This is a genomic window from Sphingobium olei (genome assembly GCF_042678845.1).
Lineage (GTDB): Bacteria > Pseudomonadota > Alphaproteobacteria > Sphingomonadales > Sphingomonadaceae > Sphingobium > Sphingobium olei.
Window position 1 is genome coordinate 146,197 of sequence record NZ_JBHTLS010000132.1, and the last position, 15,498, is coordinate 161,694.

Consider the following 15,498-nt stretch of genomic DNA (forward strand, 5'->3'; position numbering starts at 1 on the left):
TTTTTGCCGGGTGCGCCAGAAAAATCGGCGGATTTGCAGGGACTTCCATGGTTAACGGCGCACTCGCTCTTGCTGCGGTGCAGCGACGACATGCCTTGCCAATCGGACGAGCCGAGGCCATCACCCCCGCCATGACATGGCATTTCTGGATCGATCGGGGCGGCACCTTCACGGATGTCGTGGCGCGCGACCCCCGCGGACGGCTGCATTGCGCCAAGCTGCTGTCCAGCGACCCGGAACGCTATGCCGACGCGGCGGTGGAGGCGGTGCGGCGGCTGACCGGCGCGAAGGCCGGGCCGATTCCGCCCAGTTCCCTTCGCATCGGCACAACGATCGCGACAAACGCGCTGCTGGAACGGAAGGGCGAACCGGTGCTGCTGGCGACCACCCGCGGCTTTCGCGACGCCATCCGCATCGGCACGCAGGAGCGGCCGGAGCTGTTCGCCCGTGCCATCCGCGTGGCCGAACCGCTGCACGCCGATGTCGTCGAGATCGACGAGCGGGTGACAGCGGACGGGACCGTGCGCCTGCCGCTGGACGAGGATGCCGCGCGCGCCGCGCTTCAGGGTGCCTATAATCGCGGGCTGCGCGCAGTGGCGGTCGCGCTGATGCACGGCTATCGCCATCCCGATCATGAGCGGCGGGTCGGTGGAATCGCGGCGGAGATCGGTTTCACGCAGATCAGCCTCAGCCATGAGGTCGCGCCGCTCATCAAGCTGATCGGGCGAGGCGACACCAGCCTGGCCGATGCCTATCTGTCTCCCGTGCTGCGCGCCTATGTCGGCGGGCTGCGGCGCGCGCTTGGCGAAGGGGCGGACATGCTGTTCATGCAGTCGAACGGCGGCCTGACGGACGGCAGCCTGTTCCGGGGGAAGGACGCCGTGCTGTCCGGGCCGGCGGGCGGGATCGTCGGCCTTGCCCGGACGAGCGCGCAGGCGGGCTTCGACCGGGTCATCGGCTTCGACATGGGCGGCACGTCCACCGACGTGTCGCATTATGCCGGCGCTTATGAGCGCGACAATGAGGCGAAGATCGCCGGCGTGCGGCTGCGCGCGCCGATGATGCGCATCCATACGATCGCGGCGGGCGGCGGGTCCGTCTGCGCCTTTCAGGACGGGCGGTTCCGGGTCGGGCCGGACAGCGCCGGCGCGGTGCCTGGTCCCGCCTGCTACCGGCGCGGCGGGCCGCTGACCATCACCGACTGCAACCTGGTCCTGGGCAAGATCCAGCCCGCCTTCTTCCCCAGCTTGTTCGGGCCGAACGGCGACCAGCCGCTCGACCGGGCGGCGGCGCAGGCGCGGATCGCGGACATCTGCACACAGGTCGAGGCGGAGACGGGGCGGGCGATCACGGTTGAGGACGCGGCGGGCGGCTTCATCGCGGTCGCGGTCGCCAGCATGGCCAATGCGATCAAGCGCATATCGGTGGCGCGGGGCCATGACGTGGCGCGCTATACGCTGGCGAGCTTCGGCGGGGCGGGCGGGCAACATGCCTGCCTGGTGGCCGACGCGCTGGGGATGGACCGGGTGATGATCCATCCGCTGGGCGGCGTACTGTCGGCCTATGGCATGGGGCTGGCCGATCGCCGGGCGGTGCGGGAGCGGACGCTGGCGCTGCCGCTGGAGGCAGGTGGTGCGCTTGCCGAAGCGATGGCGGCGCTGGAGGAAGAGGCGCGGGCCGACCTGCCGGACGCGGACCGGACCGAAACGCTGCTACGGCTGCGCTATGAGGGCACGGACAGCCTGTTCGACGTGCCGCTGGGCGATGTCGCCGCCATGCGCGCCGATTTCCTGGCCCAGCACAGCGCGCGGTTCGGCTTTGCGGGCAAGGGCGCGATCCTGATCGACATGGCGCGGGTGGAGGCGATCGCCGCGAATGACGAGGATATGAGCGGTCTGGTCGAGATCGCGGACCGGGCCGCGCCACCGCTGGCCCATGTCGATTATGCCGGACAGGACGCGCCGGTGTTCGACCGTTCGGGGCTGGCGGCCGACAGCGTCGTCGACGGGCCGGCGCTCATCATCGATCCGGTATCGACCACGGCGGTCGAGCCGGGCTGGCGCGCGCGGCTGGATGGTCACGGCAATCTGATCCTGACCCGCCATGCCGCGCGGGCCAAGGGTGCGAGCGACGGCGCGGTCGATCCGGTGCGGCTGGAGGTGATGGGCGGGCTGTTCATGGCGGTTGCGGAGGAGATGGGGGCCGCGCTCCAGCACAGCGCATCGTCGGTCAATATCCGCGAACGGCTCGATTTTTCCTGCGCGCTGTTCGATGCCACCGGCAATCTGGTGGCCAATGCGCCGCACATGCCGGTCCATCTGGGCAGCATGGGCGACAGCATCCGCGCGATCCTGCGCCGCCGGGGGCCGGACGCGGACGGCGCGCCGATCGACGGACGCGGCATGAGGCCGGGCGATGTCTATGCGCTCAACGCGCCCTATGACGGGGGCACGCACTTGCCTGACCTGACGGTGGTGATGCCGGTCTTCGTCGAAGGGGACACGCCGTCCTTCTACGTTGCGGCGCGCGGGCATCATGCCGATATCGGCGGGATCACGCCGGGATCGATGCCGCCCGGCAGCGTCAGCGTCGAGGAAGAAGGCATCCTGTTCGACAACTGGCTGCTGGTGGAGGCAGGGGTGCTGCGCGAGGAGGAGACCCGCGCCTTGCTGGCGTCGGGCCGCTGGCCGGCGCGCAACATCGACCAGAATATCGCCGACCTGTCCGCGCAGATCGCGGCCTGCGCCAAAGGGGCCAGCGAATTGCAGCGGATCAGCGCCGATTATGGTGCGGACGTGGTCGCCGCCTATATGGGGCATGTGCAGGATCAGGCCGAAGCGGCCGTCCGCCGCCTGATCGGCAGCCTGAGCGACGGGCGCTTTTCCTACGCAATGGACAATGGCGCAACGGTGCAGGTCTCGGTTTCCATCGACCGGGAGGCGCGCGCCGCGACCATCGACTTCACCGGCACGTCCGATCAATTGCCCAACAATTTCAATGCGCCCGCCTCGATCGTTCGGGCAGCGGTGCTCTATGTCGTGCGCACCCTGATCGACGAGGCGGTGCCGATGAATGACGGCTGCCTGAAGCCCGTCACCATCGTCGTGCCCGATGGGTCGATGCTGCGGCCGCGCCATCCGGCCGCCGTGGTCGCGGGCAATGTCGAAACCAGCCAGGTGGTGACGGACGCGCTGTTCGGCGCGCTGGGCGTGATGGCGGCCGCGCAGGGCACGATGAACAACTTCACCTTCGGCAATGCGCGCCATCAATATTACGAGACGATCGCGGGCGGCGCGGGGGCGGGGCCGGACCATGACGGGGCCAGCGTGGTGCAGACGCACATGACCAACAGCCGGCTTACCGATCCCGAAATCCTCGAAAGCCGCTTTCCCGTGCTGCTGGAGGAATTTTCGGTGCGTGAGGGATCAGGGGGCGCAGGCCGCCACCGGGGCGGCGACGGCGCGGTGCGGCGCATCCGCTTCCTGGAGGACATGACCGCCGGCATCCTGTCCAACCGGCGGACCGTGCCACCTTTCGGCCTGAAGGGCGGCGCGCCCGGTGCCGTTGGGCGCAACCGGGTGGAGCGGGCAGACGGGACGGTGGAGCCGCTTGGCCCCACCGCCACGGCGCAGCTGCGCGCGGGCGACGCCTTCGTCATCGAAACGCCGGGTGGCGGGGGCTTCGGCGCGGGCTGACGCTCGACCCTGCTGCGCTAGTCCCGCCAGCTCGGATCGATCCGGTCGATGGTGCGCACCATCGCCTGAAAGTCGGGAACGCCCGGCCCGGTGGGCAGCTGGACGCCGGCCAGGTCGCGCTGATGCACGGCGATCACCTCGAGCGGGATGTTCATCGGCGTGCCCGCCGAGCCCGCCGCCACCTGAATCTCGCAGGCGCGCTGGAGCAGCCAGTGTTTCAGGAACGCTTCGGGTAGGGTGGGCGCCATCACCAGCGTACCATGATTGCGCAGCAGCATGACGCGCTTGTCGCCCAGATTGGCGATCAGCCGCTTGCCTTCCTCCGGCCGGATCGTCACGCCCTCGAAATCATGATGCGCGATCCGGCCGATGAAGGCGGCCGCATAGAAGCTGATCGGGCGCAGTCCTTCCGCGCAGGCGCTGACGGCCATGCCGGCGGTCGTGTGGGTGTGGATGATGCAATGCGCGTCTGGCAGATGGCGGTGGAAGACGCTGTGCTGGGTGAAGCCGGCGCGGTTGACCGGATAGGGGCTGCCGTCCAGCACCTGCCCGTCGATGTCGATCTTGACGAGGTTGGACGCGCGTACCTCCGCATAGCTGAGACCGAAGGGGTTGATGAGGAAGGCGTGATCTTCCCCCGGCACGCGCACGGTGATGTGGTTGTAGATGAGTTCGGACCAGCCCATATGGTCGAAGATGCGGTAGCAGGCGGCGAGCTGCTGGCGGGCTTCCCATTCGGCGGGGGTCATAGCGGGGTGTTTGGCGGCGGTGGCCATGGCGATCCTTCTCCTGTCTCTTTTATGCCGCCACTATCGGCCCAAGCGCCAAGAATGTCGAGATTTCACCCAATAGGGTTGAATTTGCGCGGGACCGCTGGTAGGGCGCGCCGCACATGGCGCAGGGCGACCTGCGACGACTCACTGGCTTTGCTATTCGGTCGGCTCGTCGGGAAAGACAATTCGGTCCCGGCGAACCGCCCGTTTTCGATTGGAGATTGACGGACTTATGCAGATCATCGTTCGCGACAACAATGTCGACCAGGCTCTTCGCGCGCTCAAGAAGAAGCTGCAGCGCGAGGGCGTGTATCGCGAAATGAAGCTGCGCCGTCATTACGAGAAGCCGTCGGAAAAGCGCGCCCGCGAAAAGGCTGCCGCTGTCCGCCGCGCCCGCAAGATGGAGCGCAAGCGCGCCGAACGCGACGGCGTCCGTTAAGACGCCTATGACCGGAGCGGCATGACCGTTCCGGTTTTCGCTGTTTCGACCTGCCCCTGATCACGAGAGCCAAGCCCCATGTCCACGACGGCCGTTCCCCTTCGTCCCATCGCCAAGGGGTCATTGACGCGCCTCTGGGTCGGCGTCGCGGCGGTTGCGCTGGCGGCGGGCGGCCTGGCCTGGGCGGGGCAGCAGGGCGTGGAACCGTCTCCGGCCGCCTTCCTGTCCGCCAACGCGCATGCCGATGGCGTCGTCACGACCGAATCTGGCCTGCAGTACAAGGTGCTGGAAGACGGCACCGGTGCGAGCCCGACCACGGCCGACGTCGCGCTGGTCGGCTATAAGGGCACGCTGCTCGACGGCACTGTCTTCGACGAGAATCCGCAGGCCCCGATGCCGATCGACGGCGTGGTTCCGGGTTTCTCCGAAGGCCTGCAGAAGATGAAGAAGGGCGGCAAGTATCGCCTGTGGATCCCGCCGCAGCTTGGCTATGGTGATCAGGCCGCCGGCCCCATTCCGGCCGGTTCGGTGCTGGTGTTCGACGTCACGCTGCACGACTTCAAGTCGAAGGCGGAACTGATGCAGCTTCAGCAGCAGATGCAGCAGGGCGTGGTGCCGCACGCCGGCAACTGACCGGCACAGCCAGTCCAAGTCTTTGGGAAGGGGCCGCCGCACGGCCCCTTTTTCATGTCCCGGTCAGGCGTGACCCTGACAGACGCCATCCTCGTCGAAGGAGGCGCCGAATGCCAGCGCGTTGGCGCTGCCGACCTTTTCCTCGCCAGCGAACAGCCGGTCCAGCCGCAGCTTGATGTCGCGGCGGAAATCGGCGGTCGCGACGGACCGCGGCGCGGACACTTCTATGTCGCAGGCGATGGCGTTCTTGATCCGCCCCACCGCCGCGTCGTCCAATATCCCGGCCTGGCGCAGTTCCAGGCACAGCTGGAGCAAGCCCGCCGCCGTCGCATGGGCGCGCAGGCCTACATTGGACAGGTCGAAATGCAGCTTCTTCTGTTTGTCGAGCCCGCTTGTCATCGGCTTCGCTCCTTCCTCTCCATTTTGTTCATCATAGCATGAAGCGCGTGGCGCGCCATGGCGTTCCAGCCAGTTGTCCCGTGCCGAGACGCCGGGGCAAGTCGGCGGGAGCGTGGCAGGCTAGCGCGCGATGAAGCCGGCAGGGCGGCGGCGTTCGTTCGACGCGCGCGACCGTTCCTCCAGCCACACCTTGATCATCGCGACGATCGGATCGGCCAGGAACAGGCCCAATATGCCGAACAGCGCGCCGAACAGGATCTGCGCCGCCAGCACCAGCGCAGGGGCCAGGTCCACCGCACGCTTCGCCACCATCGGCACGATCAGATAGCCATCGACCATCTGGACCGCCAGATAGACGCCCAGGGCATACAGGCCGGTATCGGTGCCGCCGGAAAAGCCGACCAGGATGATGAGCGCGCCCGATATGATCGCGCCGATATTGGGGAGGAAGGCGAGCAGGCCGGTCAATATGCCAAGCAGTCCCGCCATCGGCACGCCGCCCGCCCACAAGAGCAGCCAGGTGCCCACGCCCTCCACCGCCATGCCGATCAGCCGGCCGAACATCAGCCGGCGCAGCGTCCAGCCCATCTTGTCGGCAGTGCGGTAGAAGTCGTCTCGCCGGTCCATCGGCAGCATCCAGGCGACGCCGCGCTCGTAGAGCTTGGGTTCGACGGCGATGAAGATGGCGAGCACCAGCATCATGACCGCGCTGGTGATCGCGCCGACCGCCGTGCCGACCGCCGCCGTCACGCGGCCCATGCTGCTCATCGCCTGCTGCGCCAGCCCCTTGAGGTCATTGGGCGTGGTGGTGACGCCCAGCTGCTGCATCCAGCCGCCGATGCGTCCGACTTGCGTTTCGACGATGTCGCGCATCGCCTGCGCCTGCGCGGCGAGGCTCGCGCCGGTGAGATAGAAGGTATAGGCGAGGAAGGCGACGATCCCGAGCAGGACGATGGCAAGGCGCCATCCGCGTCCGATCGGCAGGACGCGACCCAGAAGGCGCGTGCCCCCGTCCAGCATCGTCGCGAACACCAGTGCGCCCATGATGAGCATGAGCGGCTGGGCCAGCAAGGCCAGGACCGCGACGGCGACGGCCAGGCCGATCCATACGCCCGCGCGAGCGAGTTCCCGCCGGATGATGGGGCTGCGGACTTCGCTGGGACCGGGTTGCTCGATATGGCGCGGCTGCTCGCTCAAGACCCTGATCCCCGAAGATGTTATTTCGGGGGAGGAACGCTCGCCGGACGCAGGCTGTTCCCCGCGCGCCCGCTGCGGAAGGCATGAAGCCAGGTCAGCGGATTGAGGGTCGCATCGCCGTCCAGCGAGAAGGTGATGAATTCGGCGCGGCCGCCGATCGCCTCCCACGGCACAGGGCCGCCCAGGCCGTTTTCTTCCAGCGGGGCGCGGCTGTCGGCGCTGTTGTCGCGATTGTCGCCCATCAGGAATACATGATTTTCCGGCACCCGAACCGGTCCGTACCAGTCGAGCGCGCTCGGCCCCATGTCGATGATCGTGTAGGTCTTGCCATTGGGCAGGATTTCCTGCCGCACCGGCAGTTCGCACCAGCTTTTGCCGGTCTTGTCCGTCACCAGCGCGCCGGGGAATTGCAGCGGCGGGCAGGGCGCGTTGCCATCGACCGGGATGCGCAGCGGCTTCAGCATCTTCTGCGGCACGGCGACGCCGTTCAGGATCACCTGCCCGCCGCGCACTTCGACGATGTCGCCGGGCAGGCCGATGACGCGCTTGATATAATCCTCGCGCCGGTTCTGCGGGCTGACGATCACGATGTCGCCCCGTTCCGGCAGGCGGCCGAGCAGGCGGCCCTTGAGGAAGGGGAGGGGATGGAAGCTGGGCGACACATAGGACCAGCCATAGGGGAATTTGCTGACCACCAGCCGGTCGCCGGTCAGCAGGCCGGGCATCATCGATTCGCTGGGGATGTAGAAGGGCTTGGCGACAAAGCTGTGGAAGGCGAGCACGGCGAGAACCAGCAGCACGATGCTCCGCGCCTCATGCCACCAGTTGACGGGCGCCTTGCGCTCCTCCGGCTCGGTCGCGGGAAGGGACTGGAGCGGCTGTTCGGGAAGGTCGATGGCCGTCATGGACTGGCTTTCGGTGGGGGGCGACGGTTCGCTCAAAGCGGGAGCGCCTCGATGATGACGAAGGCCTGCGCCCATGGATGGTCGTCGGTGAGCGTCAGGTGAACGACCGCCTTGTGGCCGACCGGCGTGATCGCGTCCAGCCGCGCCTTCGCGCCGCCGGTGAGCGCCAGCGTGGGCGCGCCGGAGGGGGCGTTGACGACGCCGATGTCCTTCATGAACACGCCTGCCTTGAAGCCGGTGCCGACCGCCTTGGAGAAAGCCTCCTTGGCGGCGAAACGCTTGGCGTAGGTGCCCGCGCGCGTGAAGGGGCGGCGCGCGGCCTTGGCCTGCTCTACGGGCGTGAAGACGCGTCGTTCGAACCGTTCGCCATAGCGGTCGAGCGAGTTCTGGATCCGCTCGATATTGCAGAGGTCCGAGCCGAGGCCGATGATCATGCTTTGGCTGCCATCACCGCGCCAGATCCATCTGCCGCCGCATTTCGCGGATGCTGGCTTCGAGGCCGCCGAAGATCGCTTCGCCGATCAGGAAATGGCCGATATTGAGTTCGGCGATCTGGGGAATGGCGGCGACCGGCGCGACATTGTCGAAGGTGAGGCCGTGGCCGGCATGCGGCTCGATCCCGTTCTTGGCGGCGAGCGCGGCGGCGTCGGCGATGCGGCGCAGCTCGGCGGCGCGGGCGGAACCGTCCAGATGGGCATAGGCCCCGGTGTGGAATTCCACCACTGGCGCGCCCAGCTTCATGGCCGCCTCGATCTGTGCCGCATCCGCTTCGATGAACAGGCTGACGCGGATGCCCGCCTCGCCCAGCGCGGAGACGATCGGGCGCAGCGCATCGAACTGCCCCGCCGCGTCAAGGCCGCCCTCGGTCGTGCGTTCCTCGCGCTTTTCCGGGACGATGCAGGCGGCGTGCGGCTTGTGGCGAAGCGCGATCTCCAGCATCTCCTGCGTCGCCGCCATCTCCAGGTTGAGCGGCACGTCGAGCGAGGCCATCAGCATGGCGATATCCTCGTCGCGGATATGCCGCCTGTCCTCACGCAGATGCGCGGTGATGCCGTCCGCGCCAGCCTTCACGCTAAGCAGCGCCGCCTTGACCGGATCGGGATGCGTGCCCCCCCGCGCGTTGCGGATGGTCGCGACATGGTCGATATTGACCCCGAGGCGCAGCGGCGTGGACATGGGGCCGCCTACTGCTTCCGGCTGCCGGGCTTGATCGCGGGGATCGCCGCCAGTTCGGGCGGGATCGCATCGGCATCATAGACCGGGAAGTTGATCGACACGAGCGGGTAGAAGGGGACGCCAAGCTCCACCTCGCCCGCCGAGCGGTCGACCAGCGCCGCTTCGGCGATGACGATGCCGCCTTCCTTCTCCACTGCCTCGATCGCCTGGCGGGAGGACAGGCCGGTGGTCACCACATCCTCGACCATCAGCACCTTCTGCCCGGGCGCGACGGCGAAGCCCCGGCGCAGTTCGAACACGCCCTCTGGTCGTTCGAGGAACACCGCGTCCTTGTCCAGCGCGCGGCCGACCTCATGCCCGATGATGAGGCCGCCCATCGCCGGCGAGACGACGAGGTCGATCTCCTGCCGCAATTCGCGCGGCAGCTTCTGCACCACGGCGCGGGCGAGGCGGCCGGCGCGCTCGGCGTTCATCAACACGCGGGCGCATTGCAGATAGTTGGCGCTCCGCCGGCCCGAGGAGAGGATGAAGTGCCCCTCGAGCAGCGCCCCTGCCGCCCGGAATTCCGCCAATACGTCCTCGTCAGTCATGCCGCCTTACGTCCATGCCCGGCGGGCCGGCGCTGCCTGGCCGATCCGCCCTCTTGAAGAATGCACGGCGTGCTTGAAAGCGCGCCATGATCGCGCCCCTGTGCGCGGACCTGCGAAATAGGCGGGGAGGGGGTGCGTTGCAACAGCGAAGAAAATCTGCTCCATCAATGCTTGAGGCGGGGGAAAAGCCTGCCTATAAGCCGCGGCAGAACCGTACGGGCGAGGGACTGTGCGCACGCATGTGCGTCTTCGTTGCAGCGGCGCCAAGGGGTTAGGGGTACGAAGACGCTATGAACAAGGTGAAATCGCTCGTTCTTGCAGGGTTGCTCGCTTTCTCGCCCGGTCTGGGGCTGAGTGGTGTGGCAATGGCGCAGGGCAATGCGGCGGCTGCGGCCGCCCCGGCGCTGGCGACGCCCGTGGATGCCGACCCCAAATCCTCCGATCCCGGCGCGCCCGCCGATTCGGCCGACGCCAATGTGGCGAACGTCAGCGCCGCCGCGCCCGCCGCCAAGGTCGCAGCGCCGCCGCGGATGAAGCCGACCGAAGGCATCGGCATGCCGCGTCCGGGCGAGATCACGCTGCAGGAACAGTTCAGCCCCACCGGCCACACCGCCCGCTGGCTGCACGACAAGATGCTGGTGCCGATCATCACGCTTATCTCGCTGCTGGTGCTGGGGCTGATGCTGTGGGTCATGTTCCGCTATCGCCGCAGCGCCAATCCGGTTCCGTCCAAGACGTCGCACAATACGGTGATCGAGGTGATCTGGACCGTCGTCCCGGTCGTCATCCTGCTCGCCATCGCGGTTCCTTCGATCAGCCTGCTGGCCGACCAGTACAAGCCCGCGCCCAAGGATGCGCTGACCGTCAAGGTCACCGGCTACCAATGGTATTGGGGCTATGAATATCCCGACAATGGCGTGCCCGAGTTCGTGTCCAACATGCTGCCCGAAGACAAGGCGAAGGCGAATGGCGAGCCCTATCTGCTCGCGCCCGACAATCGCCTGGTGCTGCCGGTCGGCCGGCCGATCAAGCTGATCATCACCGGCGCGGACGTGATCCACAGCTTCGCGGTGCCCTCGCTCTGGCTGAAGATGGACGCGGTGCCCGGCCGTCTCAATGAAAAGAGCGTCTTCATCGAGAAGCCCGGCGTCTATTACGGCCAGTGTTCCGAACTGTGCGGCGCGCGCCACGGCTTCATGCCGATCGCGATCGAGGCGCTGCCGCCGGCGCAGTTCGAACAGTGGCTGCTCTCGCAGGGCGGCACCGTGAAGCCGCAGCCCAAGACCGCCGACGCCGCGCCCGCCGGCGCGCCGGCCAAGATCTGATCCAGGGGTTAGGAAGCCATGACGACCATCACAGCCGATCATCACGGCGATCACGCACACGATCACCATGATGCCGACCACAAGCCGGCCTTCTTCCAGCGCTGGTTCATGTCCACCAATCACAAGGACATCGGCACGCTCTACCTGATCTTCGCGATCCTTGCCGGCCTGATCGGCGGCGCGATTTCGGGCCTGATGCGCGCCGAGCTGGCGCATCCGGGCATTCAGTATCTCCATGGCTGGGCGCAGATGATGGACGGGCCGGACGCGACGCTGGACCAGGCCTACCACCTCTGGAACGTGCTGATCACCGCACACGGCCTTATCATGGTCTTCTTCATGGTGATGCCGGCGATCATCGGCGGCTTCGGCAACTGGTTCGTGCCGATCATGATCGGCGCGCCGGACATGGCCTTCCCGCGGATGAACAATATCAGCTTCTGGCTGCTCATCCCCGCCTTTGCGCTGCTGCTGGGATCGACATTCGTCCCCGGCGGCACCGGCAACGGCGCAGGCACCGGCTGGACCGTCTACGCGCCGCTTTCGACCAGCGGGTCGGCGGGGCCGGCCGTCGACATGGCGATCCTGTCGCTGCACATCGCGGGCGCGTCGTCGATTTTGGGCGCGATCAACTTCATCACCACCATCCTCAATATGCGTGCGCCGGGCATGACCCTGCACAAGATGCCGCTGTTCGTCTGGTCGGTGCTGGTCACCGCCTTCCTGCTGCTGCTGGCGCTTCCGGTGCTGGCTGCGGCGATCACGATGCTGCTGACCGACCGCAATTTCGGCACGACCTTCTATGATGCGGCGGGCGGCGGCGATCCCGAACTCTACCAGCATCTCTTCTGGTTCTTCGGCCACCCCGAAGTCTATATCATGATCCTGCCGGGCTTCGGCATCGTCAGCCAGATCATCTCGACCTTCAGCCGCAAGCCGGTGTTCGGCTATCTCGGCATGGCCTATGCCATGGTCGCGATCGGCGTCGTTGGCTTCGTCGTGTGGGCGCACCACATGTTCACGACCGGCATGTCGGTCAACGTGAAGATGTATTTCACCGCCGCCACCATGGTCATCGCGGTGCCGACCGGCATCAAGATCTTCTCTTGGATCGCCACCATCTGGGGCGGGTCGATCAGCTTCAAGACGCCGATGGTATGGGCGCTGGGCTTCATCTTCCTGTTCACCGTTGGCGGGGTGACCGGCGTGGTGCTGGCCAATGGCGGCGTGGACGACGTGCTGCACGACACCTATTATGTCGTCGCCCACTTCCACTATGTGTTGTCGCTGGGCGCGGTCTTCTCGCTCTTCGCCGGCTTCTACTACTGGTTCCCGAAGATGTCGGGGCGCATGTACAACGAGTTTCTGGGCCAGCTGCACTTCTGGGTCTTCTTCATCGGCGTGAACCTGCTGTTCTTCCCGATGCACTTCCTGGGCCTTTCCGGCATGCCGCGCCGCTATCCGGACTATCCGGCGGCGTTCGAGAAGTGGAACTCGGTCGCGACCCACGGCTATGAGATCATGGCCGTCGGCATCGTGATCTTCCTCATCAACATCTTCTGGTCGCTCGCGGCCGGCAGGAAGGCTGAGGGCAATCCATGGGGCGAAGGCGCGACGACGCTGGAATGGACGCTGTCGAGCCCGCCGCCCTTCCACCAGTTCGAGACCCTGCCGGTCGTCGACTGATCATGGGGCAGAGACAGGCTGCCGCCCTGCAGGGAGGGACAGCCTGTCCATTTGCCGGAATCGCCGCGCCCCTGTAGAGGGGGCGCGTTCGATCCATTGAGGAGACTATGGCCAGTTCGCCGATCCTGCCCGGTCAGATGCAAGCCGGCCTGCCGCTGACGGAAAGCCGCGCCGCGCCCATGCCCGCCCATTGGCGGGACTTCGTGGCGCTGACCAAGCCGCGCGTCATGACGCTGGTCGTGTTCACGGGCCTGTGCGGGCTGCTCGCCGCGCCGGGAACGATCCATCCGGTGCTGGCCTTCACCGCGATCCTCTGCATCGCGCTGGGTGCTGGCGCGGCCGCCGCGCTCAACCAGTGGTGGGAAGCGGACATCGACGCCAAGATGAAGCGTACCGCGTCCCGCCCGCTGCCCGCCGGCCGCATGGACCGGCAGGCGGCGCTGCATTTCGGCGTCGGGCTCTCCTTCTTCTCGGTCATCCTGATGGGCATGGCGACCAACTGGCTCGCCGCCGCCGTGCTGGCCGTGTCGATCCTCTTCTACGTCTTCGTTTACACCATCTGGCTCAAGCCCCGCACGGCGCAGAATATCGTCATCGGCGGCGCGGCAGGGGCGTTCCCCCCGGTGATCGGTTGGGCGGCGGTGACCGGCGATGTCAGCGCGCTGCCCATCGCTCTCTTCATGCTGATCTTCTTCTGGACGCCGCCGCATTTCTGGGCGCTCGCCCTGTTCGTGAAGACCGACTATGCCGCCGCCGGCATCCCGATGCTGCCCGTCGTGTCGGGCGAGGTGGCGACGCGGCGGCAGATATGGTTCTACACCGCGATCATGGCGGTGGCAGCGCTCGCGCCGGTGCTGCTGCGGCTGACGGGCCTCGTCTACGGCACGGCCGCGCTGCTCGGCACTGGCCTGTTCGCCGTCTTCGCCTTCCAGGTCTATCGCCGACGGGAAAGCGATCCCGCGCGCATGGCCCCGGAAAAGCGGTTGTTCAAATATTCCGTCCTCTATCTCTTCCTCCTGTTCGGGGCAGTGGTCGTCGACCGCTGGCTGCTGGCGTGACGCCCGAGGAGCTGGAGGCGATCCGTGCCCGGCAGAAGAGCCGCGCCATCGTGACGGGGCTGCTGCTCGGCTTCCTCGTCATCCTCTTCTTCGCCATCACCCTGGCGAAGATCGGCGCGAGCCATAACATCTGATGGCCAGCCTGCCGCCTTCTCCCTTCGATCGCGACCGGCGCAACCGGCGCACGATGCTGGCGGCGGCGGGCGTGGGACTCGCCATGCTGGGGCTGGGCTTCGCCTCGGTCCCGCTCTACCGCATCTTCTGCGAACAAACGGGCTTCGGTGGCACGACGCAGCGCGCGGAAGCGGCCACGCAGGTGCCGGTCGCGACCGGGCACAGCATGTCGATCCGCTTCGATTCGAACATCGCGCTCGGCATGCCATGGGCGTTCCACCCAGAGCGGCCTACCCAGACCGTCACGGTCGGGGCGAAGAGCATGGCGATCTTCGTCGCGAAGAACCTGTCGGACAAGCCGGTCACCGGCACCGCCGCCTTCAACGTCACGCCGACGCAGGCGGGCGCCTATTTCACCAAGATCCAGTGCTTCTGTTTCACCGAGCAGACGCTGCAGCCGGGGCAGGAGGTGCGGATGCCCGTCCTCTATTATGTCGATCCCAAGATACTGAACGACCCGGACAACAAGGACACGCAACAGATCACGCTCAGCTATACTTTCTATCCTGTTGAGCAGGGCAAGAAGGCAAGCTAAGGACGAGCGGTAACAGGAGCAGGGAAGACCCGATCATGGCAGGCGCAAAGACGCACGATTATCATATTCTTCCGCCGAGCATCTGGCCGCTGTTCGGCTCGATGTCGGCGCTGGTGATGGCGTTCGGCGCGATCATGTACATGCATCCCGACGCGATGGGCGCGGGTGGCGGATGGGTGTTCCTGATCGGCCTGGCAGGCGTGTTGTTCACCATGTACAGCTGGTGGGGCAATGTCATCGCCGAAGCGCATGCGGGCGACCATACGCCGGTCGTGCAGCTGCATCTGCGCTATGGCATGATCCTGTTCATCGCGTCCGAAGTCATGTTCTTCGTCGGCTGGTTCTGGGCCTTCTTCGACTTCTCGCTGTTCCCGAGCGCATTGCCGCCGATCGACGGCGCCTTCCCTTCCAAGGGCGTCGAGGTGATGAACGCGTTCGAGCTGCCGCTGCTCAACACGCTGATCCTGCTCTGCTCGGGCACCACGGTCACCTGGGCGCATCACAGCCTGATCCATGGCGACCGCGACGGCCTCATCAAGGGGCTGTGGTGCACGATCATCCTGGGCGCGATCTTCAGCTGCATCCAGGCCTATGAATATGCCCATGCGCCGTTCGGCTTCGGCGGCAATCCCTACAGCTCGTCCTTCTACATGGCGACCGGTTTCCACGGCTTCCACGTTCTGGTCGGCACCATCTTCCTGATCGTCAACCTGGTGCGCGCCTATAAGGGCCACTTCACTCCGCGCCAGCATTTCGGGTTCGAAGCCGCCGCCTGGTACTGGCACTTCGTCGACGTGGTGTGGCTGTTCCTCTTCGTCGCCGTCTATGTCTGGGGCGGCTGGGGCGCGGAAGTCCATGGCGGCTGATCCCGCCGGTTAACCTGACATGCGGCCGGCATAGCGATGCGCCGGCC

The 15,498-nt window shown here is 66.7% G+C and carries 16 protein-coding genes; 9 read left to right on the forward strand and 7 right to left on the reverse strand.

Annotated elements, in window-relative coordinates:
* Positions 1–131 precede the first annotated feature (131 nt).
* Entirely contained in the window at positions 132–3,695 is a 3,564-nt protein-coding gene (locus tag ACFQ24_RS16615; RefSeq protein ID WP_380913287.1) for a hydantoinase B/oxoprolinase family protein, read from the forward strand.
* Between the two features lie 17 nt (positions 3,696–3,712).
* On the opposite strand, the gene ACFQ24_RS16620 is transcribed toward ACFQ24_RS16615, so the two are convergent.
* Positions 3,713–4,471, reverse strand: a complete 759-nt coding sequence (locus tag ACFQ24_RS16620; protein ID WP_380913220.1) for a class II aldolase/adducin family protein — start codon at positions 4,469–4,471, stop codon at positions 3,713–3,715.
* Positions 4,472–4,700: 229 nt separating this feature from the next.
* Between ACFQ24_RS16620 and rpsU the strand changes: the two genes are divergently transcribed.
* Positions 4,701–4,907 carry a 30S ribosomal protein S21 gene (gene rpsU, locus ACFQ24_RS16625; RefSeq protein ID WP_021226581.1) on the forward strand — a complete coding sequence of 69 codons (207 nt, stop codon included), beginning with the start codon at positions 4,701–4,703 and terminating at the stop codon, positions 4,905–4,907.
* Between the two features lie 78 nt (positions 4,908–4,985).
* Entirely contained in the window at positions 4,986–5,540 is a 555-nt protein-coding gene (locus ACFQ24_RS16630) for an FKBP-type peptidyl-prolyl cis-trans isomerase (RefSeq protein WP_380913222.1), read from the forward strand.
* Between the two features lie 63 nt (positions 5,541–5,603).
* Here the strand turns inward: ACFQ24_RS16630 and ACFQ24_RS16635 are convergent, their stop codons facing one another.
* The 6 genes from ACFQ24_RS16635 to pyrE all read right to left on the reverse strand — a co-directional run bounded on the left by ACFQ24_RS16635 (position 5,604) and on the right by pyrE (position 9,807).
* Positions 5,604–5,939: a hypothetical protein gene (locus tag ACFQ24_RS16635; protein ID WP_380913224.1), complete on the reverse strand. Its 336-nt coding sequence runs from the start codon at positions 5,937–5,939 to the stop codon at positions 5,604–5,606.
* Between the two features lie 120 nt (positions 5,940–6,059).
* The gene (locus tag ACFQ24_RS16640) at positions 6,060–7,136 is read right to left on the reverse strand and encodes an AI-2E family transporter (protein WP_380913225.1); all 1,077 of its coding nucleotides are present in this window, start codon (positions 7,134–7,136) and stop codon (positions 6,060–6,062) included.
* 20 nt (positions 7,137–7,156) lie between these two features.
* Complete coding sequence (gene lepB, locus ACFQ24_RS16645; protein ID WP_380913227.1) at positions 7,157–8,041, reverse strand: signal peptidase I; 885 nt, start codon at positions 8,039–8,041, stop codon at positions 7,157–7,159.
* Positions 8,042–8,073: 32 nt separating this feature from the next.
* On the reverse strand, positions 8,074–8,475 hold the full coding sequence (gene acpS / locus ACFQ24_RS16650; RefSeq protein WP_380913229.1) for a holo-ACP synthase: 402 nt from the start codon (positions 8,473–8,475) through the stop codon (positions 8,074–8,076).
* Between the two features lie 13 nt (positions 8,476–8,488).
* Positions 8,489–9,217 (reverse strand): pyridoxine 5'-phosphate synthase, encoded by a 729-nt coding sequence (locus ACFQ24_RS16655; protein WP_380913231.1) that lies wholly within the window; start codon positions 9,215–9,217, stop codon positions 8,489–8,491.
* Positions 9,218–9,225: 8 nt separating this feature from the next.
* On the reverse strand, positions 9,226–9,807 hold the full coding sequence (gene pyrE, locus ACFQ24_RS16660) for an orotate phosphoribosyltransferase (protein ID WP_380913233.1): 582 nt from the start codon (positions 9,805–9,807) through the stop codon (positions 9,226–9,228).
* Positions 9,808–10,097: 290 nt separating this feature from the next.
* Between pyrE and coxB the strand changes: the two genes are divergently transcribed.
* From coxB to ACFQ24_RS16690, 6 genes are all read left to right on the forward strand, one after another.
* On the forward strand, positions 10,098–11,132 hold the full coding sequence (gene coxB, locus ACFQ24_RS16665; protein ID WP_380913235.1) for a cytochrome c oxidase subunit II: 1,035 nt from the start codon (positions 10,098–10,100) through the stop codon (positions 11,130–11,132).
* Between the two features lie 18 nt (positions 11,133–11,150).
* On the forward strand, positions 11,151–12,818 hold the full coding sequence (ctaD, locus tag ACFQ24_RS16670) for a cytochrome c oxidase subunit I (RefSeq protein ID WP_380913236.1): 1,668 nt from the start codon (positions 11,151–11,153) through the stop codon (positions 12,816–12,818).
* Positions 12,819–12,925: 107 nt separating this feature from the next.
* A complete protein-coding gene (locus ACFQ24_RS16675) occupies positions 12,926–13,876 on the forward strand; it encodes a heme o synthase (protein ID WP_380913238.1) in 951 nt (316 codons plus the stop codon).
* The gene (locus ACFQ24_RS16680) at positions 13,873–14,010 is read left to right on the forward strand and encodes a hypothetical protein (RefSeq protein WP_380913240.1); all 138 of its coding nucleotides are present in this window, start codon (positions 13,873–13,875) and stop codon (positions 14,008–14,010) included. The genes ACFQ24_RS16675 and ACFQ24_RS16680 overlap by 4 nt, the downstream gene beginning before the upstream one ends.
* Positions 14,010–14,585 (forward strand): cytochrome c oxidase assembly protein, encoded by a 576-nt coding sequence (locus ACFQ24_RS16685; protein ID WP_380913242.1) that lies wholly within the window; start codon positions 14,010–14,012, stop codon positions 14,583–14,585. The genes ACFQ24_RS16680 and ACFQ24_RS16685 overlap by 1 nt, the downstream gene beginning before the upstream one ends.
* A gap of 35 nt (positions 14,586–14,620) precedes the next feature.
* On the forward strand, positions 14,621–15,451 hold the full coding sequence (locus ACFQ24_RS16690) for a cytochrome c oxidase subunit 3 (protein WP_066762244.1): 831 nt from the start codon (positions 14,621–14,623) through the stop codon (positions 15,449–15,451).
* The last annotated feature ends 47 nt before the right edge of the window (positions 15,452–15,498 follow it).

Bases quoted from the DNA above. Each gene is read 5' to 3' on its own strand.
- ACFQ24_RS16690 (WP_066762244.1), top strand. From the start codon at position 14,621: ATGGCAGGCGCAAAGACGCACGATTATCATATTCTTCCGCCGAGCATC.
- ACFQ24_RS16615 (WP_380913287.1), top strand. From the start codon at position 132: ATGACATGGCATTTCTGGATCGATCGGGGCGGCACCTTCACGGATGTC.
- ACFQ24_RS16635 (WP_380913224.1), bottom strand. From the start codon at position 5,939: ATGACAAGCGGGCTCGACAAACAGAAGAAGCTGCATTTCGACCTGTCC.
- pyrE (WP_380913233.1), bottom strand. From the start codon at position 9,807: ATGACTGACGAGGACGTATTGGCGGAATTCCGGGCGGCAGGGGCGCTG.
- ACFQ24_RS16675 (WP_380913238.1), top strand. From the start codon at position 12,926: ATGGCCAGTTCGCCGATCCTGCCCGGTCAGATGCAAGCCGGCCTGCCG.
- ACFQ24_RS16620 (WP_380913220.1), bottom strand. From the start codon at position 4,471: ATGGCCACCGCCGCCAAACACCCCGCTATGACCCCCGCCGAATGGGAA.
- coxB (WP_380913235.1), top strand. From the start codon at position 10,098: ATGAACAAGGTGAAATCGCTCGTTCTTGCAGGGTTGCTCGCTTTCTCG.
- ACFQ24_RS16630 (WP_380913222.1), top strand. From the start codon at position 4,986: ATGTCCACGACGGCCGTTCCCCTTCGTCCCATCGCCAAGGGGTCATTG.
- ctaD (WP_380913236.1), top strand. From the start codon at position 11,151: ATGACGACCATCACAGCCGATCATCACGGCGATCACGCACACGATCAC.
- acpS (WP_380913229.1), bottom strand. From the start codon at position 8,475: ATGATCATCGGCCTCGGCTCGGACCTCTGCAATATCGAGCGGATCCAG.
- ACFQ24_RS16655 (WP_380913231.1), bottom strand. From the start codon at position 9,217: ATGTCCACGCCGCTGCGCCTCGGGGTCAATATCGACCATGTCGCGACC.
- ACFQ24_RS16685 (WP_380913242.1), top strand. From the start codon at position 14,010: ATGGCCAGCCTGCCGCCTTCTCCCTTCGATCGCGACCGGCGCAACCGG.
- rpsU (WP_021226581.1), top strand. From the start codon at position 4,701: ATGCAGATCATCGTTCGCGACAACAATGTCGACCAGGCTCTTCGCGCG.
- lepB (WP_380913227.1), bottom strand. From the start codon at position 8,041: ATGACGGCCATCGACCTTCCCGAACAGCCGCTCCAGTCCCTTCCCGCG.